Genomic DNA, 18,505 nt, shown 5'->3' on the forward strand with positions numbered 1-18,505 from the left:
TTCTTCATGATTATTATTTATGGGAGGAACTTATGCAAAATGAAGGAAGAAATGATCACGTTCAGCATTATGGCCCTTGGGGCTGGATAGGTGGATTTATTTTAGGTGCACTTATTATTTATGCAATGTTTTCAATTGCCGATGGATTTATGTAAGTTTATTAATTAACTTAAGTAGGAGTTTTGAATGAAAACTAAATTAACAGGTATATTAGGGATTGCAGTTGCAGCATCTATAATGGTGTCTGATGTAAATGCTAAAAACATAAAAGTGCAAGCAAGTTCTAAATCAGGGGACTGGGCTCATTTATTTATGACTGAAAATTATGCACCTCGTCTTAAAGCAATGACAGGTGGTGCACTATCTATAACTGTATTACCAACTAAAGCTGTTGTTCCTCACAGAGAGACAATTGACGCTGTTGCTAATGGTATTTTAGATGGTGACTTAAATGCCATCTCTTATTTTGCAGGAAGAGATCCTGCATTTGCAATGATTGGTGATTTGATCGCTGGTTGGGATACTCCTGAGCAACTTCAAACATATTGTATGCATGGTGGTGGTAAAGAGATACTTCAGAAAATGTATGATACTTTGAAAGTAACCTCAGGTAAAATTCACGTTATTGGATGTAGCCCATACTCTAGAGAAGCATTAGTTTCAAAAAATAAGATTACGACTGTTGCAGGTCTTAAAGGCGTTAAAATCAGATCACCTGAAGGTCTAGCTGCAGAAGTTTTTAGACTTGTTGGTGCTTCACCATCTTCAATTCCTTTCTCAGAAGTTTATACTTCTCTAGAAAAAGGTATTGTTGATGCGGCAGATGCATCTGCTTATGTAAACAATAACGCTTCTGGAATGCATAAAATTGCAAAATTTCCAATTTATCCTGGTATTCACTCAATGGCTAATCTTCAATTTATAATGAATAAGAAGCTATTTAATAAGTTATCAAAAGATAATCAAGTTGCTCTAGAAACTTGGTATATTGCCGCTTATACTGAAATGAGAAGAGCTGCTGACATTGAGGATAAAGAATTAGTTGCTAAGCATAAAGCTGGTGGTGATATTACTGTAGTTGATTGGGCACAAGAAGAAAGAGATAAGTTTCGTAAGATCTCAGTTGGTGCTTGGGAAAACTATGCTAAGAAGAGTCCTTTAGCTAGAGAAGCTCTTAATTCACAGTTAGCTTTCATGAAGAAAATGGGAATGCTTTAAACTCAAAAATTTTTAATTAAATTTAAACTTGCTGAAAGAAATTTCAGCAAGTTTTTTTTTATGTCTGACTTAATATTATATTTGAGATATCCAGTAATTCAGCCTCTTTATTCCAGGAAGTTATAATCTGAACCCCAATTGGTAAATCATCTTTTCCTTTTAAAAGAGGTAAGCTAATTGCAGGCGCGCCCAACATAGTCCAATAACCGTTAAATATAGCATTTCCAGTATTCAAAAGATCTCTTGGAGCTTGACCTGGTGCCGCTGGCGTAATGATAGCATCAAACTTTTCAAAGATTTCACTTAAAGCTTGCTTCATTTTTTTTGCCTTTTCAATTGCTTCAATATAACTCTTTGCTGAAACTGATATGCCGGCTTCAATTCTATTTAATGTAAATGGATGAAGCTTTGATTTATTTGTTTTGTAATAACTCCCCAATGACTTTGAAATTGATCCATTCATAATAATTTCATGACATTTTGCTGCTTCTTTAAAATCATCTCCAAGCTCTATAGAAGTAACATCTAAATGAGTATCATTAACATATTTTTGGATTGCTTCTTTCATGTCTTCATCACCAGAACCCCATACTGGTCCTTTAACAAATGCAAATTTAAGTGGGCTTTTAATTTTACTTTTTGTTTTGAAATTATAGTTGCTGTCCATATCTAAATCTTTTTTGTCATAAGACAAAATAACTGAAGCAACTAATTTTATGTCATCGGTAGAATTTGCATATATACCAGGATGATCTAACCTTTCAGAAATTGGTGAAATTCCAGATCTTGATATTGTTCCAAAAGTAGGCTTAAGTCCTAAAACGCCGGTAAACGAAGCCGGTCTCAAAACGGATCCACCTGTTTGAGAGCCAATAGCTAGTGGGATCATATAATCTGAAACAGCCGCAGCTGAACCTGACGATGAACCTCCAGGGGTACACTCCAAGTCTTTAGGATTTTTAGTTTTTCCCGGTGCAGATAAAGCAAATTCTGTAGTAACGCATTTTCCCATAATGACAGCACCAGCATCTCTGAGTAGTTTAACTAGATACGCATCTTCAGACGGCCTTCTACCTTTATGTATAAGAGATCCGTTTTCTGTTGGCATATCTTTTGTGTCAATAATATCCTTTATGCCTATTGGAAGGCCATTTAATATACCAGGGGTCTTTTCTTTCCATCTTTTGTCTGCACGCCTAGCTTGTTCAAGTGCAAGTTTAGGGTCTAAAAAGATCCAGGCCCCTACTTCCAATTCACGAGCTTTTATGTGTTCTAAAAAAGCATTAACATATTCTTCGGAAGTTAGTTCCCCTCTTTTCATCATTTCTAATGCATTGACGGCACTTATTTTTATAAGATTCATTATTATACCCTAAATTATTATTTTATTATTACAGCTTCAGCTTCAATTTCAACCTTCATTCGGGGATCTACCAAAGCAGAAATTTCAAGTAAGGTAGAAGCAGGCTTATGTTCTCCAAAATACTCGATTCTTTTTGGATTAATAATAGTTCTATCGTTAATGTCTGTTAAGAACACTCTAACTTTAACAACATCTGAAGAAGAGCCTCCAGCCGCCACTAGACAAGTATTTAAATCTTTCATTGCAATATCAAATTGTTCTTTAGTATTTTCTGGAATAGTACCGTCAAAGTTCATACCTACTAATCCAGAAACCCAAATAATACCATGAGCTTCAACAGCATGACAATAATGACTTACTGGTTGTAGTATATCAGGAATTAAAATTCTATTAATCATAATAGTCTCCTATAAGTTAAATATAAATATGGCATATTCCTTTAAAATAAAGTTTAATTTAAAAATGAATTTATAAAAGGGATTTTTTAAAAAATGGGTGTGGTTAGCAATATAGAACAACTTAGGAGTATCTATAATTATTCAAAAGGTAGAGCTGCTTTAAAGGTAATAAATAGCTTAGAAAAACATTCTAAAAATTTCATAAACTTGTCTCCTTTTGTTGTGATATCCTCTAAAGGTAAAAATGGACGTGCTGATGTTTCCCCACGAGGAGATAGTGTCGGTTTTGTTAAAATACAGGATGATAAAACTATTATTATCCCAGATAGATCAGGTAATAATAGGCTGGATACTCTTGAAAATATTATTTTTGATCCATCGGTTGGTACCTTATTTTTTATTCCTGGCATAAATACGGTCTTAAGAATTAACGGTAATGCATTCATAGAAGATAGCCTAGAAATCAGAGCTCAATTTAAAATTAATAATAACATTCCTAAAACTTGTATAATTATAAATATTGAAGAAATTTTTATGCATTGTGCTAAGGCACTCATGAGGTCGTCATTTTGGGATCATAGTAAATATTTATCTCAGACAGATTTTCCTACAATAAGCAAGATTATTAATGATCAATTAAACTCAGAAGATGATGAACAAAATCATGAGCAAGAAGACAAAAGGTACAAAAAACAAATTATAGAATTTGGTTAAAAAAATTATAATTCAAAAAAATCAATCTTCATTTGCTTTGCATCAATAATAAAAATGAATATCATATAATTATCAATAAAATTATTAGCAGAGAAAAAAATGCCTAAAATTGTCTATTTAGATACCTTGCCAGCTCAAAATGGTTTAGACATCCTTCACGATCAAAAAAAAGTAGATGTTATTAAAATTAACAGTTCAGATAGTGAAGAAAAATGTTTCTCAATTTTAAGAACTGCTGATGCATACCAAGTTGGGGCAGCTAGAGATGAAGTTCCAAAATATTTACAAGTTGATAAAAAGTTTTTAAAAAAAACTCCTAATTTAATCTTAGTATCCTCATCTGGTGCAGGATATGACACAATTGATGTATCTGCGTGCACAGATGCTGGTGTTTTAGTAGTAAATCAAACAGGAGGAAACGCTGAAGGTGTTGCAGAACATGCAGTGGCTATGATTCTAAATTTATTTAAAAGGATTGGTGAATCTGATCATGCGTTAAGAAGAGGCTGGGATGAACCTAGAACTAATTTAATGGGAAGAGATCTTTTAAATAAAACAGTTGGAATAATTGGTTTAGGTAATACTGGTAGTAGGGTCGCTGAAATATGTAAATTAGCATTTAACTGCGAAATATTAGCTTATGATCCATATATAAAAGATAGTTTATTTGATACAAAATATGCCAGTAAAACAGAATTAAGTGATTTATTAATGAAAAGTGACGTGATTTCTGTTCACGTACCATTAAATAAAGAAACAAAAAATATGATTAATAAAAATTGGTTTAAAAAAATGAAAAAAGGTAGTTATTTTGTAACTACTGCAAGAGGATCAATTCACAATGAAGATGATTTATATGAGTCTTTAACTCAAGGACATTTAGCTGGTGCAGGGCTAGATGTATGGGATTATGAGCCGCCATCACCAAAGCATAAATTACTTAAATTAGAAAATGTAATAGCTAGTCCTCATACAGCAGGTGTAACTAAAGATAGTCGTAATAAAATGTCTGCATTTGTAGCAACCCAGCTTTTGGATATTTTTGATGGGAAGGATCCAGCAAGACCAGTAAATTCTGAGATAATAGATATTTTTAAGAACAAATTTAAAAAAATATAACAAATACTTTTTATATAGAGGAAAACGCAATGACAAACATTTTAATAACAGGCGCAAGTCAAGGTATTGGAAGAGCTACAGCGATTGAAGCCGCAAAAAAGAAATCATTTGTTGGTATCAATTATAGCAAAAACTTAGATGCAGCTGAGAGTTGTTTGGAAGCTGTGAAGTCACACGGTGGTGATGGAATTATTTTAAAATGTGACGTAGCTGACAATATAGCCGTTAAAGATATGTTTGAGAAGTTTATAGATAAATCTGGAACTCTCGATGGTGTCTTTAATAATGCGGGTATTACAGGACCTATATCTCCTATTCAAGATTTGGATCCAGCAGATTTAAAGTTATTAATAGATACTAATGTTTCAGGAGCATTTTTTGTTGCTCAAGAAACTGCAAAGATAATGATAAATCAAAAATATGGTGCAATTGTAAATATGTCATCAATAGCAGCTGATATTGGTGGAGGAGGAGAGTTTATCCATTATGCAATGTCTAAAGGGGCTATTCATTCCTTAACTTATGGAATGGCTAAAGAATTGGGTAAACATGGAATAAGAGTTAACGCAGTTGCTCCAGGTTTAATTGATACCGAAATACATGCTAAAGCTGGAGATGCATCAAGAGTTGATAGATTAATGCCGTCTGTCCCATTAGGAAGGGTTGGCGGGGCAGAAGAAGTTGCACAAACGGTAATGTGGTTGCTTTCTGAACAGTCTAGCTATATTTCAGGCTCAATTGTTCCTGTTTCTGGAGGAAGATAATTTTAAATACTAATATTTGTGTTTGTATTTAATTCATCTTTCTTCTTTTTTGCTTGTCTTACACCAATATAGGTTGATGCTCCTAAAATTAATGCTGCTCCAAACCACAAACCTGCTGGAGGTATCTCGTTAAAAAATATAAGGCCTAGTGAAACCGACCAAATTAACCTCAAATAGTCTAAAGGAAGAAGAGCTGAAATTTCAGCTCTTTTTAAGGCTTCATTTAAAAACCAATGTGTCAAAGTTCCAGCAATGGCTATTAATAAAAACATTATTAATTGGTCTAGGTTTGGCCATTGCCATACTTGAGTTGCAAGAATAAATGTAGCCGGGATTAATCCTGCTGCTTGCCAAAAAGTTATACTTAATGTGCTATCAGTTTGTGTTAATTTTTTTGCCATCAGTACTGACGATGACCACATCAAAGAACCACAAAGTATTAGTAATGGGCCAAAGCCTAATTCAATATCTGGTCTTAGAACAATAAGAGCGCCAAAAAAACCAATAAGCATGGCGCTCCATCTTCGAATACCCACCACTTCTTTTAAAAAAATAATGGCTAGTATGGTTGCAAATATAGGAACAGTAAACATTAATGCTGTTGCTTTAGCAAGCTCAGTGATACTTAATCCATAAAACATACAAAGCATAGCTACACTTCCTATTATAGCTCTATATGATTGAAGCTTAACATTATTAGGTTTTAATGTTTTAAATCCATTTTTAACTACAAATGGTAAGAAAATTAATAATACAAATATTGTTCTAAAAAACGCTACCTCAAAAGGATGATTTTCTTCAGTTGCAAAACGAATTAGACAGTGCATCGAAGTAGCAAAAATACCTGACAAAACCATAAATAAAACTGCTAATACAGAAGGTGTCAATATTTTAGAAAGATTATTTGTTTTGTTAGTCATAAAATTTAATTTGATACTCTAAAATTTTGATAAAGAATATATTTCAATTTAAATATTTAAAAAAATATAAAAATTACTAATATGGAGGCTTATATTAATTAACATATTAACAGACAGCAGGCAAAATGTTTAAAGTTAAAGCTCTTTTATTTGATGTTTTTGGAACGGTGGTTGATTGGAGAACTGGGATTGCCAAAGACGTCAAAATAATTGCAGATAAACATAATATATCTATAAATCCAAATGATTTTGCTGACGCTTGGAGAGCTGAGTATCAACCTGCTATGGAAGAAATTAGGCAAGGTAGAAGAGGTTTCACTATTTTAGATAAACTTCATCTAGAAAATCTTAAAAAAATTGCTCCAAGATTCAACTTGGATAACCTTAGTAATGAAGAATATAACTTTCTAGTTACAGCTTGGCATAGGCTACCTGGTTGGCCAGACAGTAGTGAAGGATTAAATAAATTAAAGAAAAAATTTATTTTGGCAACGCAGTCTAATGGTAATATTGCTTTGATGGTTAATATGGCAAAGTATTCTAGTTTAAATTGGGATGTGATATTAGGTGCTGAGGTTGTCGGCCATTACAAACCTGAACCAGAAGCTTACCAAAAAGCATGCAGTGCATTAAATTTAAAAACTACAGAATGTTTAATGGTTGCGGCTCATGATGATGATTTAAAAGCCGCTAGCCTCCAAGGTATGAAAACAGCTTATGTTCATAGACCTTTTGAATACGGTAGAGAGAAGTTATTTGATCTTGCTGAAGTAGATGATTATAAAGGTTATAGATATTGGGATATTGTTTCAGCTGATTTTCATGATTTAGCTAATCAATTGGGATGTTAAAAATAATATATAAAAATCAGAAAGTTCTCTATTCATTATGGCTTCTACTAAACCGTTAATTGGAATATCTACAAACGAGATTACAAATTTTAATGGAAGACAAGTTTCTCACTCTACAGGATTGAGGTATGTTGAGGCTGTTAAAAAATTTACTGATGGAATACCAATATTAATACCTTCATATATAAATGATGAAGATTTAGACCAACTGCTTTCTAAAATTGATGGTTTGGTTTTAACTGGAGGTAGAGCAAACGTTGAACCACATCATTTTGGTGGAAATCCATTTCCTTCTGATGAACCAATAGACGTAGGCAGAGATGAGATAGTATTAAAAATAATACCTAAATGTGTAAATCTAGGGATGCCAATTTTTGGTATATGTAGAGGCATTCAAGAAATGAATGTTGCTTATGGAGGTACGCTTCATTACCGAGTTCATCTTCTACCAGATAAAAAGGATCACCGAATGCCAAGAGGTGATGATGTAACAGTCAAAGAAATTTTTACTTTAAAGCATAGAATTGACTTTTCTAAAGGTGGTTATTTTTCAGAATTGATAAATAGTGATAGTTGTCTTGTTAATTCTCTTCATGGTCAAGCTGTTGATAAAATAGCGGATAACTTAAAAATTGAAGCAATATCTGATGATGGAATAGTTGAAGCTTTAAGTATTCCAGAACATCCTTCATTTGCATTAGGTGTTCAGTGGCATGCTGAATATGAACCTGAAAAAAATGATCTTAATAGATGTTTATTTAGAGAGTTTGGCAAGGCTTGTCTAGATTATGCTATTAAACAATAATGTTTTCAAAATAAATTTTCTGGACCAATAGGTATTATTCTATGTGGATTAATATGTTCATGAGAAAAATAATAGTGGCGTTTTATATGTTCAAAATTAGTTGTGGATCTTATAGCGTCAATTTCAAATAATTTTTTAAGATATCGACTTATATTTTTAAATTCGCTTATTTTTTTTAGACTGCATTTAAAATGCACATAATAAACACTATCAAACCTTAACAAAGTGGGTACAAATCTGATATCGGCTTCAGTTAGCATATTAGCTACTAAATAATCCTGCTCTTCCAACTTATTTTCAATCATATCTAGTGAAGAAAATAGTTTTTGAACCGCATCATCATATGAGGACTGCGTTCTTGAAAACCCTGTTTTATAAACTCCATTATTAATATTTTTATAGATAATATCATTTATATCATCAATTTCAGCTCGTAGATTAACAGGATAATAATCATCATAGTTTTTAGAAATTTTATTAAAAGATTGGTTCATTATCCTAATAATTTCAGATGACTCGTTGTTAACGATTGTATTTGTTTTTTTATCCCACAAAATTGGAACAGTAGCTTTTGTAGATACCATTTTATCTGAAATTTGGTAAATTTCATGAGCGTATTTTTTATTGTGAATAGTGTCTCCTGTTGTATCAGGAAAGTTTGTTTCGAAAGACCAGCCCATATCAAGCATATCTGGGTGAATATAGTCAACTGAGATATGGCTCTCTAGTTTTTTTAATTTACGAAAGATAAGTGTCCTATGAGCCCAAGGGCAGGCATAGCTCACATATAAATGATATCGATTAGTCTCAGGTATATACTTATCATCATCGTCACTGATATTATGTCTAAAAACACTTTCTAATCTCTTGAAACTTCCGCTTTCATCATTGCTTGAAACTGAACCTTTTGTCCATATACCATCAACTAATTGACCCATTTAATTACCTTAAAATTATATATAAATAATAATCTTATCATGCTTTTAAAAATTAAATAAAAAATAATTTATATTACAAGTGTACTTAATCTATAAATAAACATCAGTTTTTGAACAAATTAATTAAAGGAAATAATGATGACGAATGTTGGTGTAATAGGAGGTGGTTTAATAGGTGCTAGTTGGGCTGCTATTTTTTCTAAAAGCGGTTTTAACGTTTATGTTTATGATTCACACCCAACTGTTTTTAAAACTTACATTAAGAGGGTTAAGCTTTTTCTAGAAGAGTTAAAAAGTATTGATAAGAATATAAATATTGAAGAAAGCCTAGATAGGATATCTACAAATGTATCAATTGAAGAATTATGTAGTAAGGCTGACTATATTCAAGAAAGTGCTCCAGAAATATTATCTGTAAAACAAGAGTTATTTGCAAGGCTAGACAATCTATCTCCTGAACACGTTGTAATTGGGTCATCTTCATCAGCAATGCCAATTTCAAAAATAACACAAAATTTAAAAGGGCAGCATAGATGTATAATTGCACATCCAGCTAATCCGCCTCATCTAATCCCTTGTGTTGAAATTTGTCCAGGACCCAATACTTCAGAGAAAACTATAGAAAAGGCAAAAGAAATTTTTAATAATTCTGGTTCATCAATCGTTAATGTTAAAAAGGAGATTGATGGTTTTATTTTAAACAGACTTCAGGGTGCATTATTAAATGAGGCTATGAGACTATATTCTGAAGGTTACGCCAATTCAGACGAAATTGACGCTACTATTAGAGATGGATTAGGATTAAGATGGGCTTTTATGGGACCATTTGAGACTATTGATTTAAATGCCCCCGGAGGCATTAGAGATTATATGTCTAGATATGGTTCCATTTATACAGAAATGGCTAAAAATCAAACTGAAGTCCCAGATTGGTCGGATAAAATGGGAGAGAAGCTTGAAATTGAGAGAAGGAAAATTTTGCCGGAAAATCAATTAGAGGGGCGAACGAAAAAAAGAAACTTACTTCTAAAGTCACTTAGAAAAGTAAAGATAGAAAATGGTGAAGTTTAATCATTAAAAGGTTTTTGAAATTTTGTTACCATTAGAAAATATTAAAGTTTTAGATTTATCAAGATTAGCAGCAGGCAATATGGTTAGTCATATGTTTGCTGACTTTGGAGCTGACGTTATAAAAATTGAAAAGCCAGGACAAGGTGATGATCTTAGAAACTGGCAAATCAACGATATATCTCATTGGTGGGCTGTTTATTCTAGAAATAAAAGAAGTTTGGCACTTAATTTAAAGAATAATGAAGGGTTAAATCTTTTAAAAGAATTAGTAAAAAGTGCAGATGTATTTATTGAAAATTTTATTCCAGGCACTTTAGAAAAATGGGGAATTGGACCCAAAGAGTTAATAAAATTAAACAAAGATATAATTATTCTAAGAATTTCTGGGTGGGGGCAAACTGGTTTATATAAAGATGCACCAGGTTTTGGCTCTTTAGTTGAGGGAATGAGTGGATTTGCCTCTATGAATGGTGAGGAAGGGAAAGGGCCTCTTCTTCCACCTCTAGCCTTAGCTGATATGGTTGCTGGTTTAACTGGTTTTGGAGCTATTTTAATGGCGATACTTGTCAACAAAAGAGATGACATAGGAGGTCAGGTTATAGATTTATCACTCTTTGAACCACTTTTTTCAATATTAGGCCCCTGGGCAGCTAGCTATCAAATTTCAGATCAAGTTCCTCCTAGAATGGGTAATAGAAGTAATGTGGCAGCTCCAAGAGGAATTTATGAAACCAAAGATAATAAATTTGTTTCGCTTTCTGCTTCAATGCAATCTATGTGGGAAAAACTTGCTATTACTATTGATGGTAAAGAATTAATTAATGACAAGAGATTTAAAACTAATTCTGATAGGATGAATAATCAGGATGATTTAGATGATGTTATTTCTCAATTTATAAAAAGATATAATAGAGACGATTTATTAGAAATATTTTCTAGAGAAGGCATTACTGTTGGTCCTGTGCTTGATATATCAGAAATTATTAAACATCCATATGTTATTGATAGAGAAATTTTAATTAATCACTCTCATGAAGAACTTGGAAATATATTAATGCATCAAGCATTTCCAAGATTAAGTAAAACTCCTGGAAAAGTTAAAACTTCTGCGCCTACAGTAGGTGAAAATACTAATGATATTTTAAAAGAAATCGGAATAACACCTTCACAAATTGAACAGCTAAGAAAGAAAAATATTATTAGTTAGTGAATAAATTAGATATTAAATCAATTATTGACATCGAAATATTTAAAGAACAAAATATTGTTTTATGGGGGATCTTCTTATGGATGGTTTAAACAGAGCAAGTACAGATTACGATTTAATTATAAAAAATGGTACACTTGTTGACGGAACTGGAAATACGCCAAAGACTGGAGATATAGCTGTAAAGGATGGTATAATAGCAGCGGTTGGAAAGTTTAGCGGTAAGGCAGACAAAGAAATTGATGCTAATAATTTAATAGTTTCTCCTGGTTTTGTTGACATTCATACTCATTACGATGGACAAGCTATTTGGGATAGTCAGCTAAAACCTTCTTCTATTCATGGGGTAACCACGGTAGTTATGGGTAATTGTGGGGTTGGTTTTGCTCCTTGTAAACCTGAGGATAGGGTTAAGTTGGTTGAATTAATGGAAGGTGTTGAAGATATTCCAGCTCCAGTTATGCATGAAGGATTAGACTGGCAATGGGAAACTTTTAAAGAATATGTAGAGGCACTTGAGAGAAACAATCTAGATATCGACGTTTGTGCTCTTCTACCTCATGCCGCATTAAGAGTTTACGTAATGGGTGAGAGGGCTATTAAACACGAAGCAGCCAATCAGAGTGATATGGATCAAATGAGAAAACTTGCTAAAGAGGCTGTAGAGGCAGGAGCATTTGGGTTTTCAACATCTAGAACTATAAGTCATAAAAGTTTAAAGGGGGAGTTTACTCCAACTCTGAGAGCTCATGAAGATGAGTTGACAGCTATAGCAATGGGACTATCAGATGCTGGATCAGGTTTTATGGAAATAGTGTCAGACTGGAATGAACCAGATCCTGAAACCGAATTTGAGGTTCTTAAAAGAATAGTCAAAAAATCAGGAAGACCTGTTGTATTTAGCTGTACGCAGAGACATGACAGACCAGAATTTTGGGAAGATTTAATGTCTATGGCTAGACAAGCTCAGACAGAAGGTTTGCCTATTAGACCTGTAGTAACACCTAGGCCTATTGGTTTGCTTTTGGGTTTAAATGGAAGCCAAAACCCTTTCTCTGGAACTGATACTTATAAATCTATTGCAGATTTACCTCTTAACCAAAGAGTTAAAGAAATGAAGAAACAGGATATTAAAAATAAAATTCTGTCAGAAGATCCAATCACAGGTAGTACATTTCCTTTAATCAATAGAATTGGGTATTCCCAGATGTATAGATTTGGCTCTCCACCAAATTATAATCCAAAACCTGAACACTCAATTGAATCATTAGCAAAAGTTAGTGATGTTTCATCAGCGGAACTAGCCTACGATATACTTCTTGAGAATGAAGGTAATAACTTTATTTATGCCCCTCTAGTAAATTATGCTGATCATACTTTTGGTGTGTGCCAAAAAATGCTTGAGGACAAAAATGCTATTATGGGATTGGGTGACGGTGGTGCTCATGTTGGTTTTATTTTAGATGCTGGTTATCCTACATGGCTTATTTCATATTGGTCAGTAAAAAAGAAAGTTTTCTCTATGGAAGAGACAATTAGACGTCTTACTTCTGACACAGCTTTAGCAGCAGGTTTACAAGATAGAGGTTACCTTAAGGTAGGTTTGAAAGCAGACATTAATATAATAGATTGGGAAAATGTTGGATCATCAGACCCTTTTATGACTCAAGATTTGCCAGCAGGAGGTAAAAGGCTAATGCAACATACTCAAGGTTATGTGGCTACAATAGTATCAGGAAAAATAACGTATCAAAATGGTAAATCTACAACTGAAAGACCAGGCTCACTTGTCAAATCGGTAAAAGATATCAAACAAACACATGAGTTTGCAAATTAGTTTTGAAAGCTAAAATTTGAGTGATTTAAAATTTTCAAACAGTTTAACAGAATTACCTTTTTCTAAAATTTTTTTTAAACTAGCTATCCCAAATCTTTATTCAACTCTTATTGCTTCATTAACGGTTATCTTTGATCTTTGGTATGTTGGCCAAATAGGTGTCCTTCAATTAGCTGGTGTTGCGTATATTTTTCCAATTTATATGCTTACCAGTATGCTCTCCAATGGAGCATTTGGAGGGGCGGTCAGCGGTGCTACAGCAAGAGCATTTGGGAGCAGAGATATTTTTCAGGCAGAGTGTGTTTTTAGATCTGCTATTGTGATTGCTTTTATAGGCTCTATTATAATGATGGCCATTTTTTTTACTTTTGCAGAAATATTTTTTGAGTTTTTTGAAATAAATAAAGAAGTTACTTTTTCGGCTTTAACTTATGGCAACATTCTTCTAAGCGGAATAATCTTGATTTGGTTTTTTAATATTATTATTGCTATAACAAGAGGATCTGGAAATACAATAATACCAGCCATCAGTTGGTCCATTGTTTTAATTTCACATGTTATGATTGCCAGCTTAAATTTTGAGTATAAAGATGGTATGATTATCTTAATAGATAGTATTAATTTGCTAGGTGTGTATGTTTTTACGTCATTAGAATGGTCAGTAATATCATTGTTGATGGGTTATTTAATAGGTGTTTTGTTTGTTTGTAGTTTTTATTTTTTTGGAAAGCATTCTTTCTCATTCAAGACAAAAGATTTTTTAAAATTCATTGGAATATTAAATCTTATAAAATCTGGGTCTTTAGCAAGTTGTCAATCCATTATGACTATTGCGTTGGCAATTTTTTGTACAACCGTAATAAGTATGTTTGGAACAAATTGGACTGCTGCCTTTGGCATTGCAATAAGGTTAGAATTATTACTTATACCTGTAATTTTTGGAGTTGGTGGAGCTCTAATTGCAATTGTTGGAGCAAATGTGGGAGCTAAAAAGTATTCAAGGGCAGTAAGGATGGCCTGGAAGGGGACATTTTTTTCTGTTCTTATTGTGGGTACTATTGGCTTATTTTTTTCTATTTTCCCACATTTTTGGTCAGATAGTTTTACTGATATTTTTGTAATAAGAGAAGCTTCAAATAGATATTTGAAAATAGTTGCGCCATTTTATGTGTTCTTTGCATTAGGCTTAGGTTTATACTTTACATGCCAAGCTTTTAATACACTGTTTTGGCCTGTGATTGGTACTCTAATAAGACTAGTTTTTGTTGTTGTGATGACATTAATTCTATTTTACTTAGAAATTAGTAACCCTCAATCAATATTTATTATCATGTCATCAGGTCTAATCATTTATGGATTATTTATAAGTACAAGTCTTCATTTTGGCCCATGGAAAAAATATTATAATTAAGATCTAGCTCGGAACAAACACACCTTTCCCATCAGATTGAAGATCAAAAAGTTCATAAGCCTCTTTAGCGTTATCAAGTGACCAAGTATGTGTAAATAGCTTGTCAACATTAACATTTTTTTCGGCGACAAAGTTTGCACATTCCGCCTGTCCATGTTTTGAAAAAGTCCAACTACCTATTAATGTAACTTGTCTTCTTAAGAGATCATTACTTACATCTAATGTAACATCTCCGCCTTCTCCAACAAAGCACGCTTTGCCCCAAGTCCTAACACATTTAACTGAGTTTGACCTTGCGACAGGTGAGGATGATGCATCAATTGAAGCATGTACTCCAAGACCATTTGTAAGATCTTTAATTTCTTTTAAAACGTCATCGCTTTTTTCAGGGTTGATTGCTATATCTGCTCCAAATTCAAGAGACCTATCTAGTCTTTTAATATTTGTATCAAGTGCAATAACTTTAGCTCCCATTCTATGAGCTAGCATTACCGCAGACAGACCAACTGGACCCATTCCAAATATAGCAATAGTTTGACTTGCTCTTAAATCTAATCTATCCAGAGCTCCCCATGCTGTGCCCGTACCACAAGAGATAGCCGCCCCAGCAATAAAAGAAATATCATCTCTTAATGGAACAATTGTACTTACAGGACATTTCATATATTTAGCATGAGCGCCGTGGCCGGTAACCCCAAAAACAGCTTTGACACCTTCATCACATAATTGTTGCCATCCAGTTGAGCAATGTACGCAAGTTCCACATCCTTGGTAATGATGTTGCATAACACGCATGCCTTTATAAAATAAATTTTTTGGAACGTTTGATCCAATTTCTACAATAATTCCACAAGGCTCATGGCCCGCAATTACAGGTTTATCATCACCACCAAGTCCCAAAGAAGAAGGGCCTGCATTTGCTCGATAAAATTTTAAATCACTTCCGCACATTCCTGAAGCTTGTATCTCTAAAATAACGTCATCTGGACCTGGAGTAGGATCGTCAAAGTTTTGTAATTCTAGTTTTTTATTACCTAAAAAAACGATACCTTTCATGTTGAATACTCCTTAATAAATAATTATTTCTAATTACGAAATTTTTGGTGACAGCCCTTACAAGTACCAGCTAAATTACGAAATGCGTTGATTGTCTTGTCTCTGTCATTAGTATTTGATTGGTTGATTAGATCTAAAGAAGCTAGTTCAAAGTTTTTTATAGCTTCATTAAAACCTTCTGGATTTAACCATATGTCAGATGATGCCTCTGAAGGCGAAATATTACTGCCTTTAGGAAAAAATTTAGGCATTTCTTTGCTCCATAGCAGAAGCATTTGGGCCGATTCTTCAATGACTTTAAAATTATCATTCTGGAGACCAACATTAATTTTTTTCATTAATTGTTTACTTTCCTTAAATTTATCCATCCGTTCTTTAATTATGCCTTTTGCTCCTTCGACTGCAAATGTATTGGCTGTTGAAAGTAAGATACAAAATAAGAAAATGTTTATAAAACTTATTAATTTTTTAATTTTCATTAACTAACACCTATATCATTTATTAATGTAAGTTAGCTTAAAACTATTTTAGAATTAAGTAATTAAAAATTTTTTGTAAATTTTAAATAAATTATCGGTGCTTTATTAGGACATTTATTATTGCAGAATATAGGCAGAAAAAAAGTAAGTAACATGGATATTTTATATTCATTTTTCTTACTTGGATTAACATCGTTTGGAGGTCCAGTTGCACATATTGGGTATTTTAGAAATGTTTTTGTTAAACAAAAAAAATGGTTAGATGAAAAAACATATATAGATTTTGTATCTTTATGTAATTTTTTACCTGGTCCCTCATCTAGTCAAGTAGGCATGTCTATTGGATATTATTTCAAAGGTTTTAAAGGTGCAGTATTAGCCTGGATTGGTTTTACCACACCTTCTGCATTAATTTTAATTGCATTTGCATACACTATTTTAAATTTTGAAAATTCAATTTCTTATGGAATTATTCAGGGATTAAAGGCAATAGTTGTTGTTATTGTCTTTCAAGCAATACTCGGGATGAAGAAAAACTTGTTGAAAGATTATTATGGATATTTTTTAACAATTATAACTTCTATCCTTTTAATTCTGTTCCCTTCGTCATTAAATCAATTTTTATGTTTGATTATGAGTGGCATATTTGGAGTAATTTTCTATAAAGATCAAAATGAAATTAAGGAAAAAAAAATAAATTTGTCAAAGATTAATTTTCTTAATTATTCTGCTTTAATTTTGTTTTTTTCATTATTGATTTTTCTACCAGTAATAGAGGATTTTTTTGACTCTGATCTATTAAAAATAGCAAATAGTTTTTATAGAATTGGCTCTTTGGTTTTTGGCGGTGGGCATGTAGTTTTGCCGTTACTCCAAGAGGAATTTGTTACCTCAGGTATTATTAAAGAACATGTTTTCTTAGCAGGTTACGGTGCATCTCAAGCTATACCTGGTCCATTATTTACGTTTTCTTCTTATTTAGGGATGTTTTTAAAAAGTGGCATTAATAAAATACTATTAAGTATATTTTGTTTATTTTTCATTTTTCTTCCATCTTTTTTGCTAGTCATAGGCACTTTGCCATTCTGGCAAAAGTTAAGGGAAGTTAATCTGTTCAGTAGGTTCTTAAAAGGGGTAAATGCTAGTGTTATAGGTTTGTTAGTTGCTGTTTTATATGATCCAATAATATTATCTTCTTTAAAAAACTTGAATGATGTTACTTTAGTCATCTTAGCATTTATAATTTTATTTTTTACGAAAACGCCTCAATGGTTGGCAGTTTTAATATTGTCTGTTTCTGGTTGGGCTATAACATTATAACTATTTTTAATCTTCAACTTGAATAATCTTATCACCTTTCTTAATTATACCACCTCTTTCCACTGAACAGTTCAGACCTGATCTGTTATAGAGTGGTAAAACAAGAGGCTTTTGCAAGAGATCTGCTAAATATTTGCATGGGAAATTTAATCTTCCGCCTTTTAAAATAACTTCTCCTATTTGGAATTTTTTACCTACTAAATAATTAAGTGGAACCCCTGATGTTGTGAGGTTTCTTCTATGCTCTACTGGTTTTAAAATTATTTGTTTGTCTTGAAGAGGTGGTTGATTAGAAGCTAGTGCCTCTAACACTTCATTTTCAATAAGGGTAACATCTCTTATGTCAGGGATTTTTGAGTATGTTCCATTTTCATTATAATACCGGTCATTAACAATACCCTTACCCGCAACTAATTCAGCCTCATTTAATTCAACCATATTTGCCGTAGCGATAGGAGCTATGTGAATATGTAGTAAATAACCACTTTCCCAGCGCATTATTTATACCTTCCATAATGAAAAAATAAATAAAGCTTAAATTATTTTAAATCATTGTAAAATATTTTTTGACAAAAACTACAAATCATATAATAGGAAGGAAATTAAACATTTTGTGGGTTAAAATCATGGAAGATAAAAATGTAACTTTAGTTTCAGATCAGAGTAACGAGACCAATCCTAACCTTACTGGTAGTACTATGACAAAAGCTGGAAGATTAGCTATGGAGCTATCTCATGAAAAGAAAAGATTAAAGCAAGAATTAGAAGAACTTCAAACTGAATATGATGAAATTAAACCTACTACTCCTACTGGAACGACCGATTGGTATGTAAAATGGCTTTCAATGCTACTAGCAGTTGCAGGTATTTTCCTCATTAGTGCTTCATTAACACTATATGGACAGATTGCCTATGTGGTTAGTTGTGTTGGCTGGATATATGTTGGAATGCAATGGGGTGATAGAGCAATAATGATTGGATCTGCAGTAAGTTGTACAGCTATAGCAATGAACCTGGTTAATACATTTTCTTAA

The 18,505-nt window shown here is 32.7% G+C and carries 20 protein-coding genes; 13 read left to right on the forward strand and 7 right to left on the reverse strand.

The window, feature by feature from the left end:
• Nucleotides 1–32 precede the first annotated feature (32 nt).
• Entirely contained in the window at nucleotides 33–155 is a 123-nt protein-coding gene (locus ABXT66_RS01065) for a hypothetical protein (RefSeq protein ID WP_443643819.1), read from the forward strand.
• 31 nt (nucleotides 156–186) lie between these two features.
• Nucleotides 187–1,218 (forward strand): TRAP transporter substrate-binding protein, encoded by a 1,032-nt coding sequence (locus ABXT66_RS01070; RefSeq protein ID WP_443643820.1) that lies wholly within the window; start codon nucleotides 187–189, stop codon nucleotides 1,216–1,218.
• Between the two features lie 58 nt (nucleotides 1,219–1,276).
• On the opposite strand, the gene ABXT66_RS01075 is transcribed toward ABXT66_RS01070, so the two are convergent.
• Together ABXT66_RS01075 and ABXT66_RS01080 are read right to left on the reverse strand one after the other, a co-directional pair.
• Entirely contained in the window at nucleotides 1,277–2,581 is a 1,305-nt protein-coding gene (locus ABXT66_RS01075) for an amidase (RefSeq protein WP_443643821.1), read from the reverse strand.
• Between the two features lie 17 nt (nucleotides 2,582–2,598).
• Nucleotides 2,599–2,979 (reverse strand): RidA family protein, encoded by a 381-nt coding sequence (locus tag ABXT66_RS01080; RefSeq protein ID WP_443643822.1) that lies wholly within the window; start codon nucleotides 2,977–2,979, stop codon nucleotides 2,599–2,601.
• Nucleotides 2,980–3,072: 93 nt separating this feature from the next.
• Here ABXT66_RS01080 and ABXT66_RS01085 point away from each other — a divergent pair, with 93 nt between their 5' ends.
• The 3 genes from ABXT66_RS01085 (at nucleotide 3,073) to ABXT66_RS01095 (ending at nucleotide 5,576) form a co-directional block, all read left to right on the forward strand.
• On the forward strand, nucleotides 3,073–3,693 hold the full coding sequence (locus ABXT66_RS01085; RefSeq protein WP_443643823.1) for an MSMEG_1061 family FMN-dependent PPOX-type flavoprotein: 621 nt from the start codon (nucleotides 3,073–3,075) through the stop codon (nucleotides 3,691–3,693).
• 99 nt (nucleotides 3,694–3,792) lie between these two features.
• Nucleotides 3,793–4,812, forward strand: coding sequence for a hydroxyacid dehydrogenase (locus ABXT66_RS01090; protein WP_443643824.1), 1,020 nt, complete (start codon nucleotides 3,793–3,795; stop codon nucleotides 4,810–4,812).
• A gap of 29 nt (nucleotides 4,813–4,841) precedes the next feature.
• Nucleotides 4,842–5,576 carry an SDR family oxidoreductase gene (locus ABXT66_RS01095; protein WP_443643825.1) on the forward strand — a complete coding sequence of 245 codons (735 nt, stop codon included), beginning with the start codon at nucleotides 4,842–4,844 and terminating at the stop codon, nucleotides 5,574–5,576.
• Between the two features lie 2 nt (nucleotides 5,577–5,578).
• Here ABXT66_RS01095 and ABXT66_RS01100 read toward each other — a convergent pair whose 3' ends face one another.
• Entirely contained in the window at nucleotides 5,579–6,496 is a 918-nt protein-coding gene (locus ABXT66_RS01100) for a DMT family transporter (RefSeq protein ID WP_443643826.1), read from the reverse strand.
• A gap of 125 nt (nucleotides 6,497–6,621) precedes the next feature.
• On the opposite strand from ABXT66_RS01100, the gene ABXT66_RS01105 reads away from it, so the two are divergent.
• Both ABXT66_RS01105 and ABXT66_RS01110 read left to right on the forward strand, forming a co-directional pair.
• A complete protein-coding gene (locus ABXT66_RS01105) occupies nucleotides 6,622–7,347 on the forward strand; it encodes a haloacid dehalogenase type II (RefSeq protein ID WP_443643827.1) in 726 nt (241 codons plus the stop codon).
• A 37-nt stretch (nucleotides 7,348–7,384) separates the two neighbouring features.
• The gene (locus tag ABXT66_RS01110; RefSeq protein WP_443643828.1) at nucleotides 7,385–8,152 is read left to right on the forward strand and encodes a gamma-glutamyl-gamma-aminobutyrate hydrolase family protein; all 768 of its coding nucleotides are present in this window, start codon (nucleotides 7,385–7,387) and stop codon (nucleotides 8,150–8,152) included.
• A gap of 5 nt (nucleotides 8,153–8,157) precedes the next feature.
• On the opposite strand, the gene ABXT66_RS01115 is transcribed toward ABXT66_RS01110, so the two are convergent.
• Nucleotides 8,158–9,090: a glutathione S-transferase family protein gene (locus ABXT66_RS01115; RefSeq protein WP_443643829.1), complete on the reverse strand. Its 933-nt coding sequence runs from the start codon at nucleotides 9,088–9,090 to the stop codon at nucleotides 8,158–8,160.
• Between the two features lie 138 nt (nucleotides 9,091–9,228).
• Here ABXT66_RS01115 and ABXT66_RS01120 point away from each other — a divergent pair, with 138 nt between their 5' ends.
• From ABXT66_RS01120 to ABXT66_RS01135, 4 genes are all read left to right on the forward strand, one after another.
• Complete coding sequence (locus tag ABXT66_RS01120) at nucleotides 9,229–10,161, forward strand: 3-hydroxyacyl-CoA dehydrogenase (RefSeq protein ID WP_443643830.1); 933 nt, start codon at nucleotides 9,229–9,231, stop codon at nucleotides 10,159–10,161.
• 22 nt (nucleotides 10,162–10,183) lie between these two features.
• Entirely contained in the window at nucleotides 10,184–11,368 is a 1,185-nt protein-coding gene (locus tag ABXT66_RS01125) for a CaiB/BaiF CoA transferase family protein (protein WP_443643831.1), read from the forward strand.
• A gap of 79 nt (nucleotides 11,369–11,447) precedes the next feature.
• The gene (locus ABXT66_RS01130) at nucleotides 11,448–13,205 is read left to right on the forward strand and encodes an N-acyl-D-amino-acid deacylase family protein (RefSeq protein WP_443643832.1); all 1,758 of its coding nucleotides are present in this window, start codon (nucleotides 11,448–11,450) and stop codon (nucleotides 13,203–13,205) included.
• Between the two features lie 16 nt (nucleotides 13,206–13,221).
• Nucleotides 13,222–14,616, forward strand: coding sequence for an MATE family efflux transporter (locus tag ABXT66_RS01135; protein WP_443643833.1), 1,395 nt, complete (start codon nucleotides 13,222–13,224; stop codon nucleotides 14,614–14,616).
• Between the two features lie 3 nt (nucleotides 14,617–14,619).
• On the opposite strand, the gene ABXT66_RS01140 is transcribed toward ABXT66_RS01135, so the two are convergent.
• Both ABXT66_RS01140 and ABXT66_RS01145 read right to left on the reverse strand, forming a co-directional pair.
• Nucleotides 14,620–15,672 carry a zinc-dependent alcohol dehydrogenase family protein gene (locus tag ABXT66_RS01140; RefSeq protein WP_443643834.1) on the reverse strand — a complete coding sequence of 351 codons (1,053 nt, stop codon included), beginning with the start codon at nucleotides 15,670–15,672 and terminating at the stop codon, nucleotides 14,620–14,622.
• Between the two features lie 29 nt (nucleotides 15,673–15,701).
• Nucleotides 15,702–16,151 carry a c-type cytochrome gene (locus ABXT66_RS01145; RefSeq protein ID WP_443643835.1) on the reverse strand — a complete coding sequence of 150 codons (450 nt, stop codon included), beginning with the start codon at nucleotides 16,149–16,151 and terminating at the stop codon, nucleotides 15,702–15,704.
• A gap of 120 nt (nucleotides 16,152–16,271) precedes the next feature.
• Here ABXT66_RS01145 and chrA point away from each other — a divergent pair, with 120 nt between their 5' ends.
• Nucleotides 16,272–17,471 (forward strand): chromate efflux transporter, encoded by a 1,200-nt coding sequence (gene chrA / locus ABXT66_RS01150; protein ID WP_443643836.1) that lies wholly within the window; start codon nucleotides 16,272–16,274, stop codon nucleotides 17,469–17,471.
• Between the two features lie 6 nt (nucleotides 17,472–17,477).
• Here the strand turns inward: chrA and ABXT66_RS01155 are convergent, their stop codons facing one another.
• Entirely contained in the window at nucleotides 17,478–17,969 is a 492-nt protein-coding gene (locus tag ABXT66_RS01155; protein ID WP_443643837.1) for an MOSC domain-containing protein, read from the reverse strand.
• A gap of 128 nt (nucleotides 17,970–18,097) precedes the next feature.
• Between ABXT66_RS01155 and ABXT66_RS01160 the strand changes: the two genes are divergently transcribed.
• Nucleotides 18,098–18,505 (forward strand): DUF6552 family protein, encoded by a 408-nt coding sequence (locus ABXT66_RS01160; protein ID WP_443643838.1) that lies wholly within the window; start codon nucleotides 18,098–18,100, stop codon nucleotides 18,503–18,505.

It is taken from the genome of Candidatus Levibacter sp. Uisw_134_01 (assembly GCF_047717795.1).
Classification (GTDB): domain Bacteria; phylum Pseudomonadota; class Alphaproteobacteria; order Puniceispirillales; family Marisalimonadaceae; genus Marisalimonas.